This window comes from Marinifilum sp. D714 (assembly GCF_030851345.1).
Taxonomy (GTDB): Bacteria; Bacteroidota; Bacteroidia; order Bacteroidales; family Marinifilaceae; genus Marinifilum.
Genome location: NZ_JALPNU010000008.1, coordinates 80588 through 104705, shown reverse-complemented (window position 1 = coordinate 104705; position 24118 = coordinate 80588). Strand labels below are relative to the sequence as shown.

Sequence of the window (24118 nt, the reverse complement as noted above, 5' to 3'; positions counted from 1 at the left end):
AACTAAATAGAATATAATGAATCTATCAGTACTCGACATATCCATCATTATAGGATACATTGTTCTAACCATTGTAATTGGTTACGTGTTGTCGGCAAAAGCATCAAAAAACTTATCGAACTATTTCCTGGGAGGAAATAAAATTCCCTGGTACATGCTTGGAGTTTCCAATGCATCGGGAATGTTCGATATTACCGGTACCATGTGGACGGTAACCATACTGTTTGTATATGGTTTGAAATCAGTTTGGATTCCTTGGTTGTGGCCGGTTTGGAACCAGATTTTCTTGATGATGTTTCTTGCCATTTGGTTGCGCCGATCGAATGTTATGACTGGGGCCGAGTGGTTAAAAACCAGATTTGGAGATGACAGAGGTTCACAATTATCTCACCTGATTGTGGTGCTATTTGCCATTGTTAGTGTAATTGGTTTCATAACCTATGGATTTGTTGGAGTAGGAAAATTTGCGCAAACATTTTTTCCTTGGAATCTGCAAACCTATTTGATGGGAATTACCATTAGTTCGGAAAATATGTATGCCATAATCATTATGGGTGTAACTACACTTTATGTGATAAAAGGAGGGATGTATTCGGTGGTATTTACCGAAGTTTTACAATTTGTAATTATGACGATCGCCTGTATCATGGTAGGTGTAATTGCCATGTCCTTGGTGACTCCTGAACAAATATCAGCTGCAATTCCTGAAGGTTGGAAAGATGTATTCTTTGGTTGGAATCTGGATTTGAACTGGGACCATTTGATACCAGCAGTAAACAACAAAATTGAAACAGATGGCTATTCATTGTTCTCAGTATTGATGATGATGATGATATTCAAAGGAATGTTGGTAAGTATTGCAGGTCCTGTGCCAAGTTACGATATGCAAAGAATTTTATCGACAGAAACACCTAAAGATGCAGCTAAAATGAGTGGTATTGTTTCTTTGGTACTTTTTGTTCCAAGATATTTGATGATTACTGGCCTGGCCGTACTTGCCTTGGTGTATCTTGCTCCTGAATTCAATAAGATGGGCGACAATATAGACTTTGAAATGGTACTCCCTTATGCACTGAATAATTTCATTCCAATGGGAGCGAAAGGCTTGTTGTTGGCTGGTTTGGTAGCAGCATTCATGTCAACCTTTGCTGCAAATGTAAATGCGGGTCCAGCTTATATTGTGAATGATATTTATAAGAAATTTATCAATCCTAATGCATCGCAAAAGAAGTACATTAGAATGTCGTATTTGGCATCATTTGCTGTAGTTGCAGTTGGTATTTTCTTCGGATTCTTTGCCGAAAGTATCGATACAGTAATGAAATGGTTGGTAGGTGCATTGTTTGGAGGTTATACTGCTTCCAATCTGTTAAAATGGATTTGGTGGAGATTTAATGGATATGGCTACTTTACAGGCATGTTAGCTGGTTTGTTGGCATCATTAATTGCACCACTGGTTTTTCCTGAGGTTTCGCCTATTTATGCATTTCCTTTTATTTTCGTGTTTGCATTGGCAGCCTCTATTATTGGCAGTTTGGTGACCAAACCAGAACCAGATGAAGTGCTGATTAAATTCTACGATAGTGTTCGCCCTTGGGGATTTTGGAAGCCAGTTTACCTGAAACTGAAAGAACAAAAGCCAGAAGCCAAGCCAAATAATGATTTTTGGAGAGATATGATGAACTGTACAATAGGTACAGGATGGCAAATGATGTTGGTTCTAATTCCAATTTATTTGGTGATTGGTGAATTCATGTCGCTAACATGGGTAATTGTGCTGTTTGTCGTTTCGAGTGTTGTGTTATACTTTACTTGGTACAAGAAGTTGAAAGACTATCCGGATGATTACAAATGCGAAGTGAAAAAAGAAGAAATTAAAGAAACTGAATTAGTGTAAAATCAAATGACAAAACAAGTTAATATGCCGTGGGAGGAACGTCCTGAAGGATGTTCGGATGTGATGTGGAGATATTCTCAAAATCCTGTAATTGGTAGGTACGATATACCTAGTTCTAACAGTATTTTTAATAGTGCAGTTGTCCCTTTTGAAGATGGTTTCGCAGGAGTATTCCGTTGTGATAACAAAGCGGTACAAATGAATATTTTTGCTGGTTTCAGTAAGGATGGAATCAATTGGGAAATCAATCATGATCCCATTGAAATGGTGGCTGGTAACACCGAAATGATTGAATCGGATTACAAGTATGATCCACGCGTTTGCTGGATCGAAGACCGATACTGGATTACCTGGTGTAATGGATATCACGGACCAACTATTGGTATTGCATATACTTTCGATTTTAAGACTTTTCACCAGTGCGAGAATGCATTTCTTCCTTTCAATAGAAATGGTGTGTTGCTTCCCGAAAAAATTGATGGTAAATATGCCATGTTGAGTCGTCCGAGTGATAATGGCCATACACCTTTCGGTGATATTTACATCTCTTATAGTCCTGATATGAAATACTGGGGAGAGCACCGTTGTGTAATGAAAGTAGCTGATTTTACCGATAGTGCATGGCAGTGTACCAAAATTGGCGCTGGTTCCGTACCCATACGCACCGAAGAGGGTTGGCTGATGTTCTATCACGGGGTAATCAATACCTGTAATGGCTTCCGTTACTCAATGGGAGCAGCTTTATTGGATTTGGAAAATCCTGATAAAGTATTGTACCGTTCTAAGCCATATTTATTGGCTCCTGCGGCACCTTACGAATTGGTAGGTGATGTACCAAATGTAGTATTCCCATGTGCTGCCCTAATGGAAGATAACAAAGTTGCGATCTACTATGGAGCTGCCGACACGGTTGTAGGTATGGCTTTTGGATATGTGGATGAGATTATTGATTTCTTGAAGAAGAATTCATTATAGTTAGATTAGATTTAGCAAAAAAAAAGGGATGAGATCATTTGGTCTCATCCTTTTTTATTCAATATCGTTAATCTTTACCCCAAAAGAAAAAAGTAAATCGCACTTAATGAAAAAGGCAGACTAAGCAACATGAGTATCATGAAGTTTTTCATTGCTGATGGTTGATTTTTTTCATTGTATTGAGGACTCTCTTCTTTCATTCTTTCTTTAATAAAAGCAGTAATGGCATCATCAGTCATGGTTCTTTTTTGAGATTGCGAAGGCATAAAACAAATCTTCTTTCTATCTCCCGACTTTTGGTCAAAATACTTGATGGTCATAAACCAGGGGCCAGCCAAATCAAACTTGGCAATACTTTCCACGTCAGCATAGGGAATTAACTTTCTTTCTCTGCCCTTAACCAATATGCCTTTTTCTAAGGTGGTGATTTTCTTTAATCTGAATGGTACTTGTATAAAGAAAATAGAGAGCCATACCGACATGATTGCAAAGGCTATTTTAAACCCATCCGGGGCTGTATCCACAAATCCGGAAACGATGAAAGAAGTCCCGAATCCTAGAATGAATAGAAAAGGAAAGTAGTATTTAAAGAATACAGTTTGTTTAGAGCTTGCGTACATAGGTTTAGAGTATTAGTAGGTTTAATTTCTTTTACAATATACATTTAAAATTTTTATTGTAAAAAAAAGAGAGGTGACTATTAACAATAATTTTTTAGGTTCAGAGTTAAAAGTTTTAGGATCAATCGTGGTTAGAAACACGATGTGGTGTGTCTTTTTTAGGTAATTTCTTAAAAGTTTTAACAGCAAGTGTGTCTTTACCCACGCTAAGTTGTGCTTCTTTTAACAAGAAGATTAAAATTTTTAAGCCACATCGTGCTTTTACCCACGATAAAGGTGTCTCGAGGCATGAAATACATGCATAATTTGATGTTTTTTGTACTTCGAAGCTCGAATTTGATATCTCATTTAAAGATCGAGGTACTTTTACGCACCTTTTTGATGCTCCGACTCTTGAATTTGATAGTTTTTTTCAAGATAAAAATGCTTTTATGCTTGGTTTTGATAAATCGATTTTTGAATTATGGATCTATCTGTGAGAATAGAGCTAGCACCATGAAAGGTCAATTCCATACCAATGATTGAGTGGATCTCATATAGAAGCATTCATGATTAAAGGGAGAACACCAACAAAAATGAAAGGTACGGTACTCTGTACCTAAGTAGACTCTTAGATGATTAAACTATAAACCTTACGCAGCTCTGCTGCTTTTCTGATGAATTTGAATTGAGTATTACTAGGTGCAGAGCACCTTGATATTTATAGATAACTTGATAATTTAACTAATATTAAGGTACAGAGTACCGTTATCTTTGAAGACTTTCAGAAAAAAAAGCTCCCCAAAATGGAGAGCTTTGCTGAATATTCAAAAGAAAATATCTATTGAATTGTTTTATTCTTTTCCTTATAGCCATCATTATGCACTGAATTTACGGCACGTCCCGATGGATCGGCATTGTTTTGGAAAGCTTCGTCCCAAGCCAATGCTTCGGCAGTACTACATGCAATAGATGGAATTGATGGAACACAAGCCGCTGCAGTATCAGAAGCAAAATGCTCGGCAAAAATTGCCCTGTAGTAGTATTCTTCCTTCGACATTGGTGGATTTACCGGGAATCGATAAGCCGCATTTTTCAATTGCTCATCGCTAATTTCATTCTCTGCAATATCACGCAAAGTGTCAATCCAGTTGTATCCAACACCATCAGAGAATTGTTCTTTTTGTCTCCAGGCCACTTCTTCCGGCAAATAATCTTCAAAAGCTTTACGGATGACCCATTTCTCCATCTTGCCATCCTTTGCCATTTTGTCCTCAGGATTAATTCTCATGGCGATATCAAGGAATTCTTTATCGAGGAAAGGAACGCGACTTTCTACTCCCCACGAAGCCATCGACTTATTGGAACGCAAGCAATCGAACAAGTGTAGCTTGCTTAGCTTACGAAGCGTCTCGGTATGGAATTCCTTCGCATTAGGTGCTTTGTGAAAATACAGGTATCCACCAAACATTTCATCGGCACCTTCGCCCGAAAGCACCATTTTAATTCCCATCGATTTGATAACACGAGCCATCATATACATAGGTGTAGAGGCACGAACGGTGGTTACATCGTAAGTTTCCAAATGGTAGATTACATCACGAACTGCATCCAAACCTTCCTGAACGGTAAATGTAATTTCGTGGTGAACCGTGCCAATATGATCAGCCACCTTGCGTGAGGCAGCCAAATCTGGCGAGCCTTCCAAACCAATGGCAAAAGAGTGTAATTGTGGATACCAGGCATCTTGCTGATCACCCGACTCTACACGCTTGGAAGCATATTTCTTGGCAATGGCCGAAATCACCGAAGAATCCAATCCTCCCGAAAGGAGTACACCATATGGTACATCAGACATCAACTGACGGTGAACTGCATCTTCCAATCCTTTGCGAAGTGCTGCCATATCAGTCTCATTGTCTTTCACATTCTCATAATCCATCCAGTCGCGCTGGTACCACTCTTTAACCTCACCATCCTTGCTGTACAAGAACTTCCCAGGCAAGAATTCTTCAATCTTGTTACAATATCCTTCTAAAGCTTTCAATTCTGAAGCTACATAATAGTTGCCATGCTGGTCCCAACCCTGGTACAATGGAATAATTCCCATATGATCGCGACCAACTAGGTAAATATCCTTCTGCTTATCGTACAAAGCAAATGCGAAGATTCCATTTAAATCATCGATAAAATCAATTCCTTTTTGTTTGTACAAAGCCAAAATTACTTCACAATCAGACTTGGTCAAGAACTCATAGGATCCGTTCATCTGATTTCGAATGTCCATATGATTATAGATTTCTCCATTAACCGCCAAGACCAAATTGCCATCTTTGCTGTAAAGGGGTTGTCCTCCTGATTGAGGATCTACAATCGATAGTCTCTCGTGCGATAAAATCGCTTTTTCATCACAAAATATACCTGACCAATCGGGACCTCTGTGGCGAATTTTTTTGGACATTTCCAGTACTTGAGGACGCAATTCCTGTGCATCTACTTTCAAGTCGAATACTGCTACGAATCCACACATAAAAATTTAGTTTAATAGTTACTTAAATGTCGCCAAATGGTAGTTTGGCGAATGGTTAATTTTGATATACAGTTTGAAAATACAACTTTATTACTAGAATACCTTGTGAAATTTATGCGTTATCGTTTGCGATTGTATGAAAATTGCAAATGCACCCTTTGTGAGAGGGTGTTTGTTTCTAGAAAAGTAAGTTTTGGGAAATGGTGTTGGGAATGAAAATATTCATGATTAAAGGGAAAACACCAACAAAAAAGAAAGTTACTGTACTCTGTACCTAAGTAGGCCCTTAGATGATCAAACTATAAATCTTACGCAGCTCTGCTGATTATCTGATAATTTGAATTGAGTATTACCTAGGTGCAGAGCACCTTGACATTTATAGATAACTTGATAATTTAACGAATATTAAGGTACAGAGTACCGTTATCTATTTCATTAAGATTTTGAAGACTTTCAGAAAAAAGGACACTTTTTACAGTGTCCTTTGTTCTTATCTCTTTTGATAAGCGGGATTAATTCTTTTTCAATTCGTTATCCAAAAATAATTTCAGATTATCGATGTCGAGTCGCTTTGCTATAATTTTTTTGTCTTTATCGAGTAGGTACATGGTTGGAGTACTATATACATCGTAGAAAATTCTGAAGTTGGTTTGAAATTCAGGATCATAGCAATTGATAAAATCATAAATGTCGTAATCGTGAATGGCATTCTCCCACATTTCTTTTTGATCTTGGGTACAAACGGCAAATACTTTTAGGCCTTTGTCTTGGTATTTGTCTAGAATTTCTGTTTTCAACTTAGGAGTAATCTTTTTGCAGTGTCCGCAATCTGGTTCCCAAAAATAAAGTACTGTTAGTGGGGCTTCAACCTCGTGTAGTCGCACATATTCTCCTTCTGGAGTTTGCATTAGCAAATCCTGTGATTTCATTCCAATTAGATTGAACTGAGTTTTGATAACCCTTTCTCTAATATTTGCCATTAACGTAGAATCGGCCCATGTGGCCTGTCCGCTTAAATAATATCTTTTTGCCAGGTTTACAAAGGCAGCATCCATACCCATTACCTTACTCTTTACTGCGTAGTTTAGGGCATATTGAGTTAAATATTGGAAAAAGGTTGTATCCGGACGTGCATTTTCAATCAGTTTTACCGATTCCTTTACAATGGAATCAGGACTTTGAACAAGTATTTTTTCATAAAAGAAATCCAACTTCTTTTTTAATATTGGCGTTTTTAGGTACCTGTTATCCGTAAGGTTTACATGATCAAAGTAATGATCTTTATTGTATAAATAGGATTTGCGCTGAATTACTTTGTCGCGATCAGGAGTGTTTTCAGGAACTTCATTTTTGAAATCAGGAATTTTAGGAGACAAGGTAAACTGGGCAAATTTCTGGACAAATGAATTTTCCGGGAATTCAGACTTTAACTTTTCGATGTAAGCTCTTACTTCAATATCAGTATTTTTAAATTGTTTTCTGAATTTTTCCTTTTCAGAATCATTAGTGGCGTTTTTATATGCTTCTTGTATGGCTTTCGATTTTTCATTCTGAGATTTCATAAACTTCTGAAAGTTGTGAAATCCATTAGTTTCTTTGGAACCATTAACCGATATGCTTCCAATAAAATCTTTTGGGTCGGCAGAAATTGAGAATTCCTGATCTTCACCAATCAACAAATCAAAGTATTTTTGACTTGGCAAATAAATGACATAAATACCTTGCTCTAGAAGCTTGTTTTTGGAGAAAGTACCCTTACCGTTTACCAACTTTGTTGTGTCATCAGCAAAGATTCTGCCATCGAAATAATGGGCAAGGTATGCTGTGGAATCATTACAGTTTAGTAATTGTACCGAGATATCGTATTTCTGAGCATTTAAATTAGTAGTAATAAATGTGCAGAAAATCAGTACACAAAGAGAATTGAATATGTTTTTCATTTGTAAATATCTATTGATAGTTATAAAGTCAGCGAAAATTACAAAACTTTTTCAAGTGGGTTTATACTTTTTTTGACTTAAATGTTTAACGAGATCTTAAAAGAAATGTTAGGTAATTGAGTTCATAAGTTTAATTTGCTTGTACTATAGACTTTACTGCGGTTATTGACTTTAAAAAGGAAAGCCTGCCAGAAAACTCTGACAGGCTTAGGTTTGTTAAACTAGCGTTAAAGTTAGTGAGCAATCGGTTCCTTTTTTAAGATGGTATCCCAAATTTCTTCTTTTTTCAGTTTTTTGGTACAGAAAAACCAATCGTAGCATTTTACGTCTTCTTCGGTATTTTCCATTCTGTCTTTGGCCATACCACATGATCCGGCAGGAGGTACAATGACTTCGTCTCCAGGTTTCCAATCAGCAGGAGTAGCAACAGAAAACTTATCGGCAGTTTGTAAAGCTACAAGCACTCTATAAATTTCATCGAAATTGCGTCCAAGGCTTAGTGGGTAATAAATTATGGTCCGTATAATACCGTGAGGATCAATGAAAAATACAGCTCTGACGGCTTTTGTGCTATCTTCTCCTGGTTGAATCATTCCATACTTGTTGGCTACCTCCATTTTAATATCTTCAATTAGCGGGAACTGTACCTCTATGTCCTTCATCCCTTTGTATTCAATTTTTTCCTTAATGGTTCTCAGCCAGGCAATATGGCTATACAATCCATCTACCGATAGTCCGACTAATTCACAATTGGCTTGATTGAATTGGTTTTCCATTTTGGCAAAGGTCATGAATTCAGAAGTGCAAACGGGAGTAAAATCTGCTGGATGACTAAATAGAATTACCCATCTACCTCTGTAATCATTAGGAAAGTGTATGTCGCCTTGAGTTGTGATGGCTCTAAATTCAGGTGCTTTATCTCCAATTCTTGGCATGTTAACAGTTTTAAGTTCTGAATGTTCGTTCATATCCTAAGTTTTTGATGTTTATTGGTTTGAGTTGATTTTGAATTTGTTTTTCTCCAAGAGAAAACAATGCTTCTCATGATTCGAAACATCAGGGAATACAGATTAAGGTAATGATCTGCCGAAGTATATTAAAGTTACTTCATTGACATATGGATGTCAATAGTTTGGGAGGTGTAATTACTTAATTTTAAATAAGTTTTAATTAAAGGGAAGAGTACGGAATATTATTTTTTTACATGAACTGGGTCTATTTCAAGCCAGTTCAATGCTTCTTCCTCAGTATAAAATACTTTTGCATTTTGAATTCTAACTTGAATTTCGAAAAGCATAGCCATAGGAGTATCGTAACTGTGGCTAACCAGAATTGCACATTTATTTAATATTGGACTGTACTTTTCATATTCGTCAATATAGTCGTCTAAATCTTTAATATTCAAAAGAACTTTGGCACGGGTAAAATCAGAAATCACATTGAAGGATTCATTAAAAAATTCATCCTTGCGTGTGCTTAAGGTATATTGAATTAAGTCATTCCATTTGAAATAACCATAGTAGTATTCCTTGATGAGTTTTAAATCAGGAAGTATTTCGTATTTAAACTTCATACCTTTAGCTTTTTAATTAAAGATAAAAAGATCAATCTTTCCGAGCAAAAAAGTTTTACTGATGGTTGGTTTCCAAACTTAGGTTTTGTTGTTTTTCCAGATCTTTAGGGGAATAATGTCTGGTTAGCCATTTGCTCAATCCATCCATTCCAGGAAATAGAACCCGTTCGTTAATGTTTACCTGGTCTAGTTTGTCACGAATTTCCCATTTCATATCTGCTGGAATTCGTATCCTAAAATACAATTCAGGTTTATCCATCAACCAAGAATTTAGAATTGAACTAGAATGCGACATGAAGGTAAATATCCCATATTGATTTACAATTCGATCATCCAACGATGGCGGTTCAAATGCTACTACAAAATCGCTTTTTTCTTTCGATAATTCTCTTAAATCCTGATAAAGTTCGTGCAACATTTCAATGGTGAAACTATTGGATCCAATTTGATTGAGCTTGTTTTGTAATTTTTCTGGAAGATAATTCTTTAGGTTTTCATAGTTCAGTGCCCAAATTATACCATCGTGATTGTATTTTTCGATTTCGGCGGTTGCAAAATGCAAAGCTACATATGGAGAATAGGTCCAATCTAATAATCGAGTGGGTAAACCATGGTGCTGAGCCAAGGCCAACCATTCCCAATCTAATTTGTTATTGATATCAGGGCGAAAAGAATACTTTTTAAAATTCCTTAGAAGATGAAACTCCAATTCTTTAACGGGACCATTTAAGCGAATCAATGAAGTTTTCAGTTGATAGTCGAAATTTGATAGTCCTCTGTAGATATAAGGGGATCTTATTCTGTTTATCTTGTCATTATACGAATCGGTAAAGAGTATCTCTTGCAGTTCGGACCAAGAAGTAGGAATAATTTCTTTCTTTAATTCCATAGAATAGATTGTTAGTGGTTTTACAACTTAAAATTGGGAATAATGATTAACATTTAAGTAATGGGAACCTTAATTTTTTGCATAAAAAAAGTTACTTCGATGTGAAGTAACTTTTGTCAATTGTAATATAGCAGGTTATTACTAATTATTTTGTACTAGCGCATCAATCTCAATGCTTCCAGTATCCGTAATTTTACCAATAGCTACTGCAATATTTTCTACTTCTTTTTTATTGTAGCCTTCAATAGGTTCAATTGCTAACTTATAGGTTCCTTCTTCCAAGCCTTTGATTAGGAATTCCCCATTTTCTTCAGCTATTGTTGATATGGTATCCAAACCAATTATCGCATGAATTGTAGGAAGTGCTTCAACTGGAGATACGGTTCCGCTAATTGCTCCAGTAGTAGCTTCATTAAAAGTTCTGATTACTGGTTTTAAACTATAAGTGCCATTACCTGTTGTAACAATTGAACGAGCAGCATCAAAGTCTATCCAAAGTTTATATTCGATACCAGCAAGAAAATCATCGTGAATCTGAAATTTTAATCCAGAAGCTTGAGCAGAAGGGGTATCTAAATCATGTTCTACACCATCTACAACAACTGTGTTGTTTTCACCAAGAATCAACCTCATCTGAGAAACTTTACCACTGGGCATATCCTGATCAACCAAAAGTGTATCAATACCATTATTGAATTCGAGTAGATCATAAACACCAGGGTTTAACAAGTTCATTTCTTGCCATCCATTTTCTTCACTCTCATCTGCAGAAGAATGGATTTGTATTGCTTGAATATCAATATTTACTTTATCAAATTGAGCAGGGGCATCTGTTAATCTAATTTTAACCGGAGTTGTTGATTTCGTATCATCATCTGAGCATTGCACAAAAATCATAGCAACAATTAACAGTGATAGGAAACTTAACGGTTTTAAAACTTTCATAAGTATGTGTATTTATTTGTTAATAATATAGAAAATACAAACGATGAAAACATGAATTTGTTTCATCGTTGTATAACCAGAAATACCAATATATATGCCAGTTTTAGGCCATGAATATACAATTAATGGATTATCAGTCTACTGTATTGGTTAATAAAAATTAATCCAATTCTTACTTGAATGTAGAAATTGGGGAAAACTTCCAACAATTGTCCATTTTTTCTACAAATTTGGGGTATTCTTTTTACCTATGATTCTATTGCAAGTAATGTATGTAGTAAATAAATCATAAAGAATACCCCATATTGCTTTATTTTCTTTCGTATTTGCAGCAAGAATGAAGCTTGTTGTACACTTCATCTTTAGCCTTTACCTTTTCGGTGTCATATCCCACCTTAGCAATGGCTTTGTGAATTGCATTCAAGCTGGTTTTTTCAGTATCAAAACTTACTTTTATCACTTTTGTTTTCTTGTCCCAATCAGCCACAGTTACTCCCTCAACCGATTTTGCTGCAGTTTCGATTGTCTTTTCACACATTCCACAGTTTCCAAAAACTTTGAATGTAACTTTTTTGTTTTCTGCCTGTGCCGAGTAGGAAAGGCTTAGCATTGCAACGATACCTACTAATAATAATTTCTTCATTTTGTTCTAATTTAAATTTAACTTGTTTATTGGTTTTTAATGTTGATGTCCCTGATGCATTGATTTAGGTTCTTCTTTGATTAAAGTATCGGTTACTTCACCACAATGAAGCATCATATCGCCAAAATATGGATTCATGATTTGCTCCTCTAAACTTAACCAATAAGCCCCTGTATCATTGTCGGCCATCGGACAATATTGTATGTATAGCTTCTCTGCTCCAGTTCCCATTGATTTCAAGCTTGCAATAAGTGCTTCATTAAATGGTTTGAATGCTTTTCGTTGTTCTTCCATGTCTTCATTTCTGATAATATCAGCTAAATGATTATGAAGCAATTCGTATTTTTCTTTCCAATACTTCATGGCTTTTCCTTTTAGGTCAAGATTGGAAGGCTTCATTTGCATTAAGGCTTTCATTACAACTTCAGCTGCCTGATTGCTTTCTTTGGCCTTTGTTTCTACCATTACATCTTTCATTATCAGGTATGATTTTAGCAAATCCTTCAATTTGGTATTGAATGTCTCTGTTGCATATTGCTGAAGATTAGGGGTTCCAGGCTCACTTTCAGGACGATTCATCATGCTATATTTGTTGTTCAGTTGTGCAGCAGCGTCAATGGTAAAGGTACCTTTGCTAACTACTTCTTCACCTTCTTCAACTCCTTCCTTAAGGATATAGGATTCTCCCAATGATTCGCCAAGCTCAACATCGCGCATTTCAAAACCCCCGTCAACTTTAACATAGGCAACAGATCGTTTCCCCGTCCACATTACTGCCGATTTTGGAATAATCAATTCACTTTCTTTATGTTTCATGTCTGCATAAATAATTCCATTAGCAAACATTTCCGGTTTTAGAAGATGATCAAAGTTGTTAACTTCTGTTCTAACTTTTAGAATTCGCTTTTTTGCATCGATGACCGGATCAATATAGGTAATTGTGGAATTGAAAGTCTTTGAAGGAAAAGCAGAAACGGTGAATTCGATTTCATTGCCTTTTTGAATGAATGGCAAATCCTTTTCATATGCATCAAAAACGATCCATACCTTTTGCAAATCAGCAATTTCAAATAGTTTACTTCCAGCTTTTGCATACGCACCTTCTGCTACATTTCGCTTGATAACATAGCCTGTTGCATCCGCTTTGATCTCAAAGTACTCCTTAATTTTTCCACTACTTTTGATTTGCTCAATTTCCTTTTTAGTAAGCTTCCAGAATTTAAGTTTTTGCTCTGCAGCTTTTACCAATTCAGGATAAGTATCTTTTGTTTTTAAAGCTTGAATCAATTCTTCCTGTGCACTAATTAATTTAGGCGCATATACCTTTGCAAGTATTTGACCTTTTCTCACCTTTTCGCCTTCGAAGTTCACAAATAGTTTTTCAATTCTTCCATCAAAGTGGATTGCTTGCAAGCTGATTCTTCTCTCATCAATGCTAACTTTTCCATTCAAGTGAATCTCTTTGCTGCTCTGACCGATTTGTACCCTTGTGGTTTGCACATTTGCCAATTTAATGGCATCAGGATTCATTTCGATTACTGCAGGAGAGGAGTTTCCAGATGATTTGTCTAATGGAATTAAGTCCATTCCACAAATTGGACAATCACCTTCATTGGGTTGTTGAATTTGTGGGTGCATGGAGCAGGTCCAAACTGTAGCTTCAGCAGCACTACTTTCCTCTGCATCTTGATGTCCTTCATGTGAATGATTACTTTCGGTTTTTCCTCCAAAAATCAACCATCCCAATAGCAATCCGACAAGCAGGACAATTAATTTTTGTTGCCAGTTGGTTGATATGTATTCTAGTATATTTTTCATTGTGCTTTATTATTAGTCTCAAGACGGGATTATTCGATCATTTCAGACTTTAGTTTGCATCTAAATATTTAAATTTTGCCAGGCTTTTCTGTACTTGAATCTGTGCTTCAATTTGTTTCTGTTCATAAATCCAGATTTTTTGCTGCATGTTCAGAACTTCTTCATAGCGCTTCACAGAACTCTCGTAACTACTTGACAGGATCTCAAAAGATTGCTTTGCTTTGGTAAGCAGATTTTCATATAAAGCAACATCTCTGCTTCCAGTTCTGTACTGTTCCAATGCTTGCTGTTTCTCAAGTTTTAATTGATTGAGTTCGGAAGTTTTCTTTTCCTGAAACTCCTGTTGTTTCAATTGATTGACTTTGATGGCAGCTTTGTATTTCTTTCGAAAAATTGGAATGCTTACAGAGAGCATTGGCATTATTGCATCCTGACCATTGTGTGCTACATCCATATCATTTCGTTTGGATAGAATTGCATAATCCAATCCTAACCCAAACTTGGGCATAGAGTTGAGCTTCGATGCTTTCTCACCAAATTGAGACGCTTGTATCATTTGTTCCCAACTGTTAATTCTATTGTGATTGGCAAATTGCAAATCCTCATTGGGTAATGTGCTCGATAACAAGAAAGAATTGTCCTCAGGAGTATTTACTTGCATGACAAGATCCCGATTAAGGAGTTTGTTGAAAGCAGTCTGTTGTGTAAAACGCTTATCGTTGAACAGTTCCACTTTTGAAATCAATTCTTCTTTTAGCATTTGGATATACAACACATTTACCATGTCGGTTTGATCACTTTCATAACGTTTTAAGCTTTGCTTTTCCAATAAGTCCAATACCTCAACTCTTTTTTGTGTAAAGTGTATCTTCTGATCTGTTAGGATTAAATCCAACCAGGAGTTGGTAACACTTAATTCCAATTTCGAGCGTGCATCTAAATATTGCAAATAGATAGCCTGGGCCTGCAAACTGGCTTGTTGTTCTTTTGCACCCAAAGTTCCGAACCATGGAAACATTTGTGATATAGATAGCTTAGCCTTCTGAGCTCCAACTCGTGTTTCAATTGGTTGAATAAAAACGCCAGTAGAGAAAGTTGGATCAGGCAAAGTTTTCACTTGTGGAATCTGTTCCAAAGCTTGTTGATATTTCAGATCCATTGCCTTTAAATCAGGATTGTTTGCAATTGCATATTCTATATGGTATTGCAAATTTGACTTGCTTTCTTGTGCAAATAACTTGGCACCAATCAATAGTACCATTGCGGTTATTATTAAAAATCTCATACCAAACCTCCTTTCTTCAGTTGGAATTCTTTGTACATGGCATATAGCACAGGGACTACAAATAGTGTTATCAATTCAATTGCCATACCTCCAAAAGCTGGTATTGCCATTGGTATCATTACATCCGATCCTCTACCGGTAGAAGTTAATATTGGAAGTAAGGCCAAGAGGGTAGTGGCTGTTGTCATCAGACAAGGACGAATACGTTTTGAACCGGCTTCGATTACCGATTGCCTGATTTCTTCCTTTGTTTTTGGTTTGTTCTTTTCAAATACCTGTTCAAGATAGGAAGCCATAATTACACCATCATCGGTGGCTATACCAAAAAGTGCTATAAATCCTACCCACACAGCAACCGATAAATAGACGGGGTGTATCTGGAACAATTCCTGCAAATTGATACCAAGTATAGAAAAGTTTAAAAACCAATCTTGTCCGTAGAACCAGATCATAATAAAGCCACCTGCAAAGGCTACAGCAATTCCGCTAAAAACCATAAGAGTAGGAGCAATGCCTCGGAATTGGAAATACAAAATCAAGAAGATGATTACCAATACAATTGGAATCACAATTCCCAATCTTTTTTCGGCACGAATCTGATTTTCGTAGTTTCCAGTAAACTGATAACTCACACCAGCAGGTACTTTCAAATCACCACTTTCTATTTTATCTGCCAGATAAGATTGAGCAGCTTCTACAATGTCAACCTCAGAATAGCCTTCTTCTTTATCAAAAATTACATATCCTACCTGAAAGGTGTTTTCGCTTTTAATTACTTGAGGACCTTGCACATACTCTATGGATGCCAAATCCTCCAAAGGAATAGATTTTCCTAAACTTGTTGGAATTAGAATTTTTTTCAATAGATCAGGATCATTCCTCAATTCACGTGGGTATCTTACCCGAATAGGGTAGCGTTCTCTTCCTTCCACCGAATTGGTTAATGTCATTCCACCAACGGCAACTGATAAGTGTTTCTGCACATCTTCCACCTGTAAGCCAAAACGAGCAATAGCCTTTCGGTCAATTCTGATTTCCAGGTAAGGTTTTCCAATCATTCGTTCAGCAAAAACAGAAGCATCATTTACCCCTGGTATATCTTTTACCAATTTTTCAAGCTGTAATCCAAAACTTTCTATCTGTTTCAGATTATTGCCCGAAACTTTAATACCAATTGGTGCACGCATTCCAGTTTGCAGCATTACCAAGCGAGTTTCTATTGGTTGTAATTTAGGAGCTGATGTAACACCAGGTATTTTGGTGGCATTTACAATTTCCTGCCAGATGTCATCTGGAGACTTGATATGATCTCGCCATTGACGGTAAAACTCTCCATAGTCATCAGGAATTAATTCTCCATTCTCATCTTTAAGGAAGTTGCCATCATCATCAACTGCAAAACGAATTCTTTTGCCATATTCATCGGTCTTGTATTCGCTTTTGTAATTGATAACATTTTCATACATGGAAATAGGAGCAGGATCTAAGGCTGATTCCACACGACCCAATTTTCCAACCGCCATATCTATTTCTGGAATATTGGCAACTGCCATATCCAATCGTTTTAATACACGTTTATTCTCTTCTATTCCTGCATGTGGCATAGATGTTGGCATTAAGAGGAATGATCCTTCATCCAAAGCAGACATAAATTCTTTTCCAATACCAGGATACTTGTGGTACATGCTCTGCCACGCTGAAGTGGAAGTAATGTTAATTCCTACTTTATCCAATCCACGGGCTACGAAACCAAAGGTGTTTCCAAATCCCAACCAAATAATTACTCCCCATAAAATAAGAAATGCTGGAACAGACAGGAACAGTAATTTAAGACGCAAGGCCCAGGATAAAATTCGCTGATAGTATCGCATGAATAACAGGAATGCTGCTAATAATATTGCAATACTAAAAACTACAAACAAGAAATTTGAAACTAATGAGTTGGACGCTCCCAATGGCAACCATTCTCTGGCCAGTAGGAATGAAACGGTCAATGCAATTACCAATAGGTTGGCTTGAAATAAATACTTTTGATATTTATTGTAGAATTGTGCAGCAAGGTTGATTCCTCCCAAAACCGTTAAGGTAATTCCTATCCAAGCGGATGAGGCAAAAATTACGTATATTCCAATCAGAATCAGCAATCCATTAAGGGCAATTTTAATTCTTCTCTTTTCCGTTTTAATGGCGAATAGCCAATGTGCCATGGCAGGCAGAATAATTATTGCAACCACCAGTGCCCCAAACAGCACAAATGTTTTGGTAAAAGCCAAAGGTCTGAAGAGTTTTCCCTCAGCTGCTTCCATGGTAAATACCGGAATAAAACTGATAATGGTTGTTAATACCGCTGTGATTACAGCAGGTGCAACTTCGGTTGTTGCTTCGTATATAACCTGTCTGAGATTTTTATCAGGATTCTTCATTTCCAGATGTCGAATCATATTTTCTGACAATACAATTCCTACATCTACAATTGTACCAATGGCAATGGCTATCCCCGAAAGGGCAACAATATTGGCATCAACATTAAAATAGCGCATTGCGATGAAGGTCATTAACACGGCTATAGGAATTAATGTCGATATTAAAATACTGGCCCTTAAATTCATTACCATAATGATGATCACAATAATAGTAATGATGATCTCCAGTGTCAATGCATCTTCTAGAGTTCCCAAAGTTTCATAGATCAACTGAGTTCTGTCGTAGAATGGCACAACCGTTAGTTTGGAGATGGTACCATCGGCAAGTTCTTTTTCAGGTAAGCCAACGGAAAGCTCCTCAATCTTTTCTTTTACATTGTTGATGACCTCTAAAGGGTTAGCACCATATCGAGCTACCACAACTCCTCCAACCACTTCGGCACCCATTTTATCTAGAATACCTCTACGATCCGAAGGGCCATAATTTACTTTGGCAATGTCTTGAATACGAACCGGTGTGTTATCTGTCATTTTAACAACCGCCTCTTCCAAGTCTGCCAATTGCTTCACATAGCCAATTCCACGTACAAAATATTCGGCCTGATTAATTTCTATGGTTCGGGCACCAATATCAAGATTGGATTTCTTCACTGCATTCATCACCTGCATAAGGTTGACCCCATGTGCTTGCATGGCTGCTGGGTCAACATCCACCTGGTATTCCTTTACAAATCCACCAATAGAGGCAACTTCGGAAACCCCTTTGGCAGAGGCCAAGGCATATTTTACCTGAAAATCTTGAATGCTACGCAATTCTTGAAGATCCCAACCTCCGGTTACTTCACCTTCGGGAGTTCGACCTTCCAATGTGTACCAAAAAATCTGCCCCAGGGCAGTAGCATCAGGACCTAGTGTGGGTTGAACGCCATCTGGCAGAAGATTTTGCGGCAACGAGTTCAACTTTTCAAGAATTCTCGACCTACTCCAATAGAATTCAATCCCTTCATCGAAAATGATGTAGATACTGGAGAATCCAAACATGGAGGAAGAACGTATGGTTTTTACCCCAGGAATTCCGAGTAATGATGTTGTCAATGGATAGGTAATCTGATCCTCTATATCTTGTGGAGAGCGACCCATCCACTTTGTAAAAACAATTTGCTGATTCTCTCCAATATCAGGAATGGCATCAACCGCCACCGGATCTTTTGGCAGAAAATCAATTTTCCAGGGGAATGGCGATGTAATCAATCCCCAGGCAATGAACACAACCAAAAGTATGGTTGTAATCAGTTTGTTCTCTAAAAAGAACTTTATGATTTTGTTAAGCATATCTTCTTGTAGTTTAACCACAAAGGAGACTCAAAGGATGTCACAAATACCCACAAAGGAAAATGCAGAGTAATGAATACTTTGCGCTACTTAGTGCCGTACTTTGGAGTCCTTCCTGGTAAATAATAATTTATTTATCACAAAGAGTACACTTGCTAAATCATAAACGGAATACCTGATTCAATATGCATAAATCAGGCAAGGGAGGAGGAAAAAATTCTCCAATTGGAAATGAATTTGTTGAAACTTCTGTTCTTACAAATTGCATCAATAAAGGAATACTTGCATATAGCAGATCCATTTGAGCAACATCGTCTAATTCAAACGAAGAAGCTAAATAATCCGCTTCAAGCTTGAGGGTTTCAGTAGATTCATTACAACATCCACAAGGAGTTTCGCAACAAGAATCCGCTTCAACAAAAATAGCAGTAGAGAAAAGTTCTCCACCAGAATAATGCTTGTTAATGCTTACTCCAGCTGTTGAGATCAGCAGGAGAAAAACCAAAATGATATGACCAAGTTTTTTTGATAGCATACAATTAATCGCATTATTTAATACAAAACTAGTTTAATTTACAAAAAGTAAAAGAAATATTTATACTCTTAACAATGGATTAACTTTTACACGATATATCTATCGATTGAATTTCTTCCCGTTTAATCTAAATCTTTTTCATGCTATGGGAATTGTAGAAGAAGAGGAAAGAAAACTATTCTATAAAGGATAAATTATCGACTATCTTATTTATTTCATTGTTCATTTGTAGAATTATCTTGTAGGTATTAAGCAAATTAAATCATTTTGACTATGAAATTAGTCTCGAATCTTTGGTATTACTCACTTTCAGGTTTGAATTAATTGATAATTCATCATTTATAATTCATCATTCTTAATTGTTTGTATTATTTTTGCAGCCAATTTAATACAAAGAGCTGTGGAAACTTTTAAGGAACTAGGTGTAAATAAGAACATTGTTAAGGGATTAAACGAATTGGGAATTGTTAATCCTACTGAAATACAATCAGAAGTAATTAAGGTTTTGTTGAATGCGGATACCGATTTAATTGGTCAGGCGCAAACGGGTACTGGTAAAACTGCTGCTTATGGTGTACCATTATTACATCGTGTGAACCCAAAGGTTGAAAAAGTACAAGGGTTAATTCTTTGTCCAACGCGTGAACTTGGTTTACAGATTGCAAAACAGTTGTTTAAGTTTACAAAGCATACCGAGAAGACCTTCACAGAATGCATATATGGTGGAGCACCAATTGAAAAGCAGATTGCTAACTTGCGTCGCCCTACACATGTAATTGTAGCTACACCAGGTCGTTTAATCGAGCTGGTGAAGAAGAAAGCTGTTGATTTGACTCATGTTAAAACGGTAATTTTAGATGAGGCTGACGAAATGCTAAGCATGGGTTTCAAAGATCAATTGAATGAAATTCTTACTTACCTTTCACGTGTAGAGAACAAATGGTTGTTTTCGGCTACCATGCCTGATGGGATTAAACAGATCATCAAACGACACATTTCAAAATCGGCACACCGTATTCAGATCAGTGGAAAGAATGTGGTGAATAAGAATATCAAGCATCAATTTGTATTGTGTGATGATCATGAGAAATTATCAGTATTGATGCAATTCTTAAAATCGGATACCAAAGCCAGAGGAGTTGTATTCTGTAAAACCAAGGAAGCAGCTCAGAAACTGAATCAGCAATTGCAATCGCAAAGAGTGAAGGTTGATGCCATTCATGGTGATTTGAAGCAGATTGAGCGTAACAAGGTAATGCGAGCTTTTAAAAATGAGAAGCTAAGAGTTTTGGTGGCAACCGATTTGGCTGCACGTGGTATCGATATTGAAGGACTGGCCTTTGTAGTACATTATCAGTTGCCTGATAAAGAAGAGTATTACACGCACCGAAGCGGAAGAACTGCTCGTGCTGGAAAAGAAGGAATTTCTTTATCATTGGTAAACCACAAAGAGATGAAGAGCTTGCGTTATTTCCAGAAAGCATTGAATATTGGCTTTAGCCAGATTCGTGCGAAAAGACAATAGTACAATGAACAATTAGCAATGATCAGTTAACAATTGATATTGCTGTAATTCTAAAAAAATAAAACCCATTGGAATTTATTTCTGATGGGTTTCTTTTTTATGGAAATAAAAGTTATAAACCGACAAACCTCAAAGAAAATCAGTGTTTTGCCTATTATTGTTAATAACTGAGATTGCTTAGAATCATTTTAATTCTTAACATTGTTTTGATTTATGGAATCCGTAAGGAAATAATAGGGAATCACGTGTAATTCGTGAGCTGTACCCGCAGCTGTAAGTCCATATTTAGTGTTTTTGAAAATCTATATCCACTGTCCCGATAAATTGGGATGGGAAGGTATCAAAAACCGGATAAGCCAGAAGACCTGCCAGAATCATTTAACAAATTAGACTTTCGGGGATTGAAGTCTGATTCAGGTATGGCTATGTTTTTATAATAAACATATCTTCTTGCTTCCTGTATCGCTCACTCTCCTTTAGTTTTTTAAGTAATTACCATTCAAAAATGATAAACTTATGAGTAGTGCAGAGACTTTAATCGTAAAAAGAGATGGGAAAAAGGTGCCTTTTTCTATTGATAAAATTCGAAATGCGGTCAAAAAGGCTTTTCTATCAGTAGGAAGCTTTGCTAGCGAGGAAGACCTGGCGAATATTCTACATCGTGTAACCGTTAGAAATGGTGCAAGCGTAGAAGACATCCAAAACCAGGTGGAAAGATCATTAATGGCAGAGAATTTTTATGCTGCAGCCAAATCATACATGCTTTATCGCCAGAAGCATTCAGAAGACAGAGAAACGCGTGACCGAATTAAATTCTTAATTGATTATTGTGGTGCAGGAAACGCTGCAACGGGAAGTAAATTTGATGCCAATGCCAATGTTGACAGTAAAAACATTGCTACATTGATAGGCGAACTTCCTAAAGGGAATTTCATCCGTTTAAATCGTCGTCTGCTAACCGACCGCATCGATAATATATTTGGTAAGGAGCTGTCCAATAAATACCTAAGTTGTTTAAATCAGCATCTGATATATAAAAATGACGAAACCAGTCTTGCTCCCTATTGTGCCAGCATCACCATGTATCCATGGTTGTTAGAGGGTACTTCAAAAATAGGAGGTAACTCAACGGCTCCAACCAATTTAAAATCATTTTGTGGTGGTTTTATAAATATGGTTTTCATTGTGTCTAGTATGCTAAGTGGTGCTTGTGCAACTCCTGAGTTCTTGATGTACATGAATTATTTTGTCGGTAAAGAATACGGCAACGATTACTATAAGCGTAGTAATGATGTGGTGGATTTATCAGTCAGAAAACGCAGCATTGATAAAATAATAACAGATTGTTTCGAACAAATTGTTTACTCTTTGAATCAACCTACTGGCGCAAGAAACTTTCAGGCTGTATTCTGGAACATTGCTTATTACGACAAATATTATTTCGAGAGTCTGTTTGGAGAATTTGTATTTCCTGATGGGAGCAAACCAAATTGGGAATCGTTGAGCTGGTTGCAAAAGCACTTTATGCAATGGTTTAACAAAGAGCGTTCAAAAACCGTCTTAACCTTTCCGGTAGAAACTATGGCATTATTGTCGGAAGACGATGATATTAAAGACAATGACTATGGCGATTTTACTGCAAAAATGTATGCCGAAGGCCATTCATTCTTTACTTACCTGAGCGACAATGCAGATAGTTTAAGTTCATGCTGCCGTTTACGTAACGAAATTCAGGACAATGGTTTTAGCTATACTTTAGGTGCAGGAGGTGTATCAACGGGTTCAAAAAGTGTATTAACTATTAACCTTAACCGATGTGTTCAGCAAGCTAAAAGAGAACAAATACCTTACATCAATTATTTAGAAGAGGTAGTGGATTTGGTGCATAAAGTTCAAATTGGCTACAACGAAAACCTAAAAGATCTGCAAAGCAAAGGCATGCTTCCATTGTTTGATGCAGGATATATTAATCTTAGCCGTCAATACCTTACCATCGGGGTAAACGGATTGGTCGAAGCTGCTGAGTTTTTAAACATCGAAATAAACGACAATGCAGAATATGTAGCCTTTACACAGGAAGTTTTAGGACTGATAGAAACCTACAATAAGAAATATCGCTCTGATGATTTAATGTTCAATTGCGAAATGATTCCGGCTGAAAATGTTGGTGTAAAGCATGCCAAGTGGGATAGAGAGGATGGTTTCTTTGTTCCTCGCGATTGTTATAACAGTTATTTCTATGCGGTTGAAGACGAATCCCTAAACATTATCGACAAGTTTAAAGTTCATGGTAAAAAGTATATTGAACATTTAACTGGTGGATCTGCATTGCACTTAAATTTAGAGGAGCATTTAAGTGAAGTTCAATATCGCCAGCTACTTAGGGTAGCATCTAAAGAAGGTTGTAACTATTTCAGTTTTAATATTCCCAACACCATTTGTAACGAATGTGGGCATATTGATAAACACAACCTAAGCGAATGTCCTAAATGTAGCAGCAAAAACCTTGATTACCTTACTCGTGTTATTGGTTACATGAAAAGAGTGAGCAGTTTCTCTATCGCTCGCCAAAAGGAAGCTGGTGATAGGTATTACGCTAAAGATTTTAATGAAAAAGAAGTTGAGGAAAAAGAATATGCTCAAGTATTATAATTACGATATCGTTTTTCAAGAAATTCCCAACGAAGTAAGTTTGGCTATTAATATTACCAATTGTCCCAATCGTTGTAAAGGATGTCATAGCCCTCACCTTCAAAAGGATATTGGCGATGTGTTGGACGAAGATTGTATTGTGTCAATTATGGATAAATATGCTTCGGCAATAACTTGTTTTTGCTTTATGGGGGGAGATAACTCCCCTCATCGGGTAGCCGAGTTGGCCAAATTTATACAAAGCCAATATCCGAAAATAAAAACGGCATGGTATTCTGGCTGTCCTAATTTGCCCAAGAACTTTAATAAAAACTCCTTTCAGTTTATTAAGCTGGGTAGTTATAAGGTAGAATCGGGATCACTAGACAGCCAAACAAGCAACCAACGTTTGTTTGAAATTCAACATGATGGATTTATGAAAGATATAAGCTACATGTTTAAAACTAAAAAACAACGAGGTGTCTTTTGATTTATCTTACACAAGGCGATCTGCTTTTAGCAAAGAAGATATGATGAGCATGATGGACCAAATCAGAAACTTGATGCCAAATATAAGA

Annotated in this window: 17 protein-coding genes and 1 riboswitch; of the genes, 5 read left to right on the top strand and 12 right to left on the bottom strand. The window is 36.7% G+C overall.

Features of this window, described 5'->3' with window-relative positions:
• Window positions 1-16: 16 nt before the first annotated feature.
• Together M0051_RS09960 and M0051_RS09955 are read left to right on the top strand one after the other, a co-directional pair.
• Complete coding sequence (locus M0051_RS09960) at window positions 17-1897, top strand: sodium:solute symporter family protein (protein WP_306741388.1); 1881 nt, start codon at window positions 17-19, stop codon at window positions 1895-1897.
• 6 nt (window positions 1898-1903) lie between these two features.
• Window positions 1904-2872 carry a glycoside hydrolase family 130 protein gene (locus M0051_RS09955; RefSeq protein WP_306741387.1) on the top strand — a complete coding sequence of 323 codons (969 nt, stop codon included), beginning with the start codon at window positions 1904-1906 and terminating at the stop codon, window positions 2870-2872.
• Between the two features lie 74 nt (window positions 2873-2946).
• Here the strand turns inward: M0051_RS09955 and M0051_RS09950 are convergent, their stop codons facing one another.
• The 12 genes from M0051_RS09950 to M0051_RS09895 all read right to left on the bottom strand — a co-directional run bounded on the left by M0051_RS09950 (window position 2947) and on the right by M0051_RS09895 (window position 19384).
• The gene (locus M0051_RS09950; protein WP_306741386.1) at window positions 2947-3492 is read right to left on the bottom strand and encodes a hypothetical protein; all 546 of its coding nucleotides are present in this window, start codon (window positions 3490-3492) and stop codon (window positions 2947-2949) included.
• Between the two features lie 820 nt (window positions 3493-4312).
• On the bottom strand, window positions 4313-6001 hold the full coding sequence (asnB, locus tag M0051_RS09945; RefSeq protein ID WP_306741385.1) for an asparagine synthase B: 1689 nt from the start codon (window positions 5999-6001) through the stop codon (window positions 4313-4315).
• A 512-nt stretch (window positions 6002-6513) separates the two neighbouring features.
• Window positions 6514-7941, bottom strand: a complete 1428-nt coding sequence (locus M0051_RS09940) for a TlpA family protein disulfide reductase (RefSeq protein WP_306741384.1) — start codon at window positions 7939-7941, stop codon at window positions 6514-6516.
• Between the two features lie 233 nt (window positions 7942-8174).
• Entirely contained in the window at window positions 8175-8909 is a 735-nt protein-coding gene (locus M0051_RS09935; RefSeq protein ID WP_306741383.1) for a peroxiredoxin, read from the bottom strand.
• A 224-nt stretch (window positions 8910-9133) separates the two neighbouring features.
• Complete coding sequence (locus M0051_RS09930; protein WP_306741382.1) at window positions 9134-9514, bottom strand: hypothetical protein; 381 nt, start codon at window positions 9512-9514, stop codon at window positions 9134-9136.
• Window positions 9515-9569: 55 nt separating this feature from the next.
• Window positions 9570-10403, bottom strand: a complete 834-nt coding sequence (locus tag M0051_RS09925) for an FRG domain-containing protein (protein WP_306741381.1) — start codon at window positions 10401-10403, stop codon at window positions 9570-9572.
• A gap of 141 nt (window positions 10404-10544) precedes the next feature.
• Entirely contained in the window at window positions 10545-11348 is an 804-nt protein-coding gene (locus M0051_RS09920; RefSeq protein WP_306741380.1) for a DUF4382 domain-containing protein, read from the bottom strand.
• Between the two features lie 310 nt (window positions 11349-11658).
• Window positions 11659-11991: a heavy-metal-associated domain-containing protein gene (locus tag M0051_RS09915; protein ID WP_306741379.1), complete on the bottom strand. Its 333-nt coding sequence runs from the start codon at window positions 11989-11991 to the stop codon at window positions 11659-11661.
• A 36-nt stretch (window positions 11992-12027) separates the two neighbouring features.
• Window positions 12028-13809, bottom strand: a complete 1782-nt coding sequence (locus M0051_RS09910) for an efflux RND transporter periplasmic adaptor subunit (protein ID WP_306741378.1) — start codon at window positions 13807-13809, stop codon at window positions 12028-12030.
• A gap of 49 nt (window positions 13810-13858) precedes the next feature.
• On the bottom strand, window positions 13859-15094 hold the full coding sequence (locus M0051_RS09905; protein WP_306741377.1) for a TolC family protein: 1236 nt from the start codon (window positions 15092-15094) through the stop codon (window positions 13859-13861).
• Window positions 15091-18849, bottom strand: coding sequence for an efflux RND transporter permease subunit (locus M0051_RS09900; RefSeq protein WP_306741376.1), 3759 nt, complete (start codon window positions 18847-18849; stop codon window positions 15091-15093). Before M0051_RS09900 ends, M0051_RS09905 begins: the two co-directional genes overlap by 4 nt.
• A gap of 160 nt (window positions 18850-19009) precedes the next feature.
• Window positions 19010-19384, bottom strand: a complete 375-nt coding sequence (locus M0051_RS09895) for a hypothetical protein (protein WP_306741375.1) — start codon at window positions 19382-19384, stop codon at window positions 19010-19012.
• Between the two features lie 400 nt (window positions 19385-19784).
• On the opposite strand from M0051_RS09895, the gene M0051_RS09890 reads away from it, so the two are divergent.
• The 3 genes from M0051_RS09890 (at window position 19785) to nrdG (ending at window position 24030) form a co-directional block, all read left to right on the top strand.
• Window positions 19785-20909: a DEAD/DEAH box helicase gene (locus M0051_RS09890; protein WP_306741374.1), complete on the top strand. Its 1125-nt coding sequence runs from the start codon at window positions 19785-19787 to the stop codon at window positions 20907-20909.
• A gap of 190 nt (window positions 20910-21099) precedes the next feature.
• A riboswitch (cobalamin riboswitch) is annotated at window positions 21100-21297 on the top strand.
• Window positions 21298-21425: 128 nt separating this feature from the next.
• The gene (gene nrdD, locus M0051_RS09885; RefSeq protein WP_306741373.1) at window positions 21426-23561 is read left to right on the top strand and encodes an anaerobic ribonucleoside-triphosphate reductase; all 2136 of its coding nucleotides are present in this window, start codon (window positions 21426-21428) and stop codon (window positions 23559-23561) included.
• Window positions 23545-24030 (top strand): anaerobic ribonucleoside-triphosphate reductase activating protein, encoded by a 486-nt coding sequence (gene nrdG / locus M0051_RS09880; protein WP_306741372.1) that lies wholly within the window; start codon window positions 23545-23547, stop codon window positions 24028-24030. Before nrdD ends, nrdG begins: the two co-directional genes overlap by 17 nt.
• The last annotated feature ends 88 nt before the right edge of the window (window positions 24031-24118 follow it).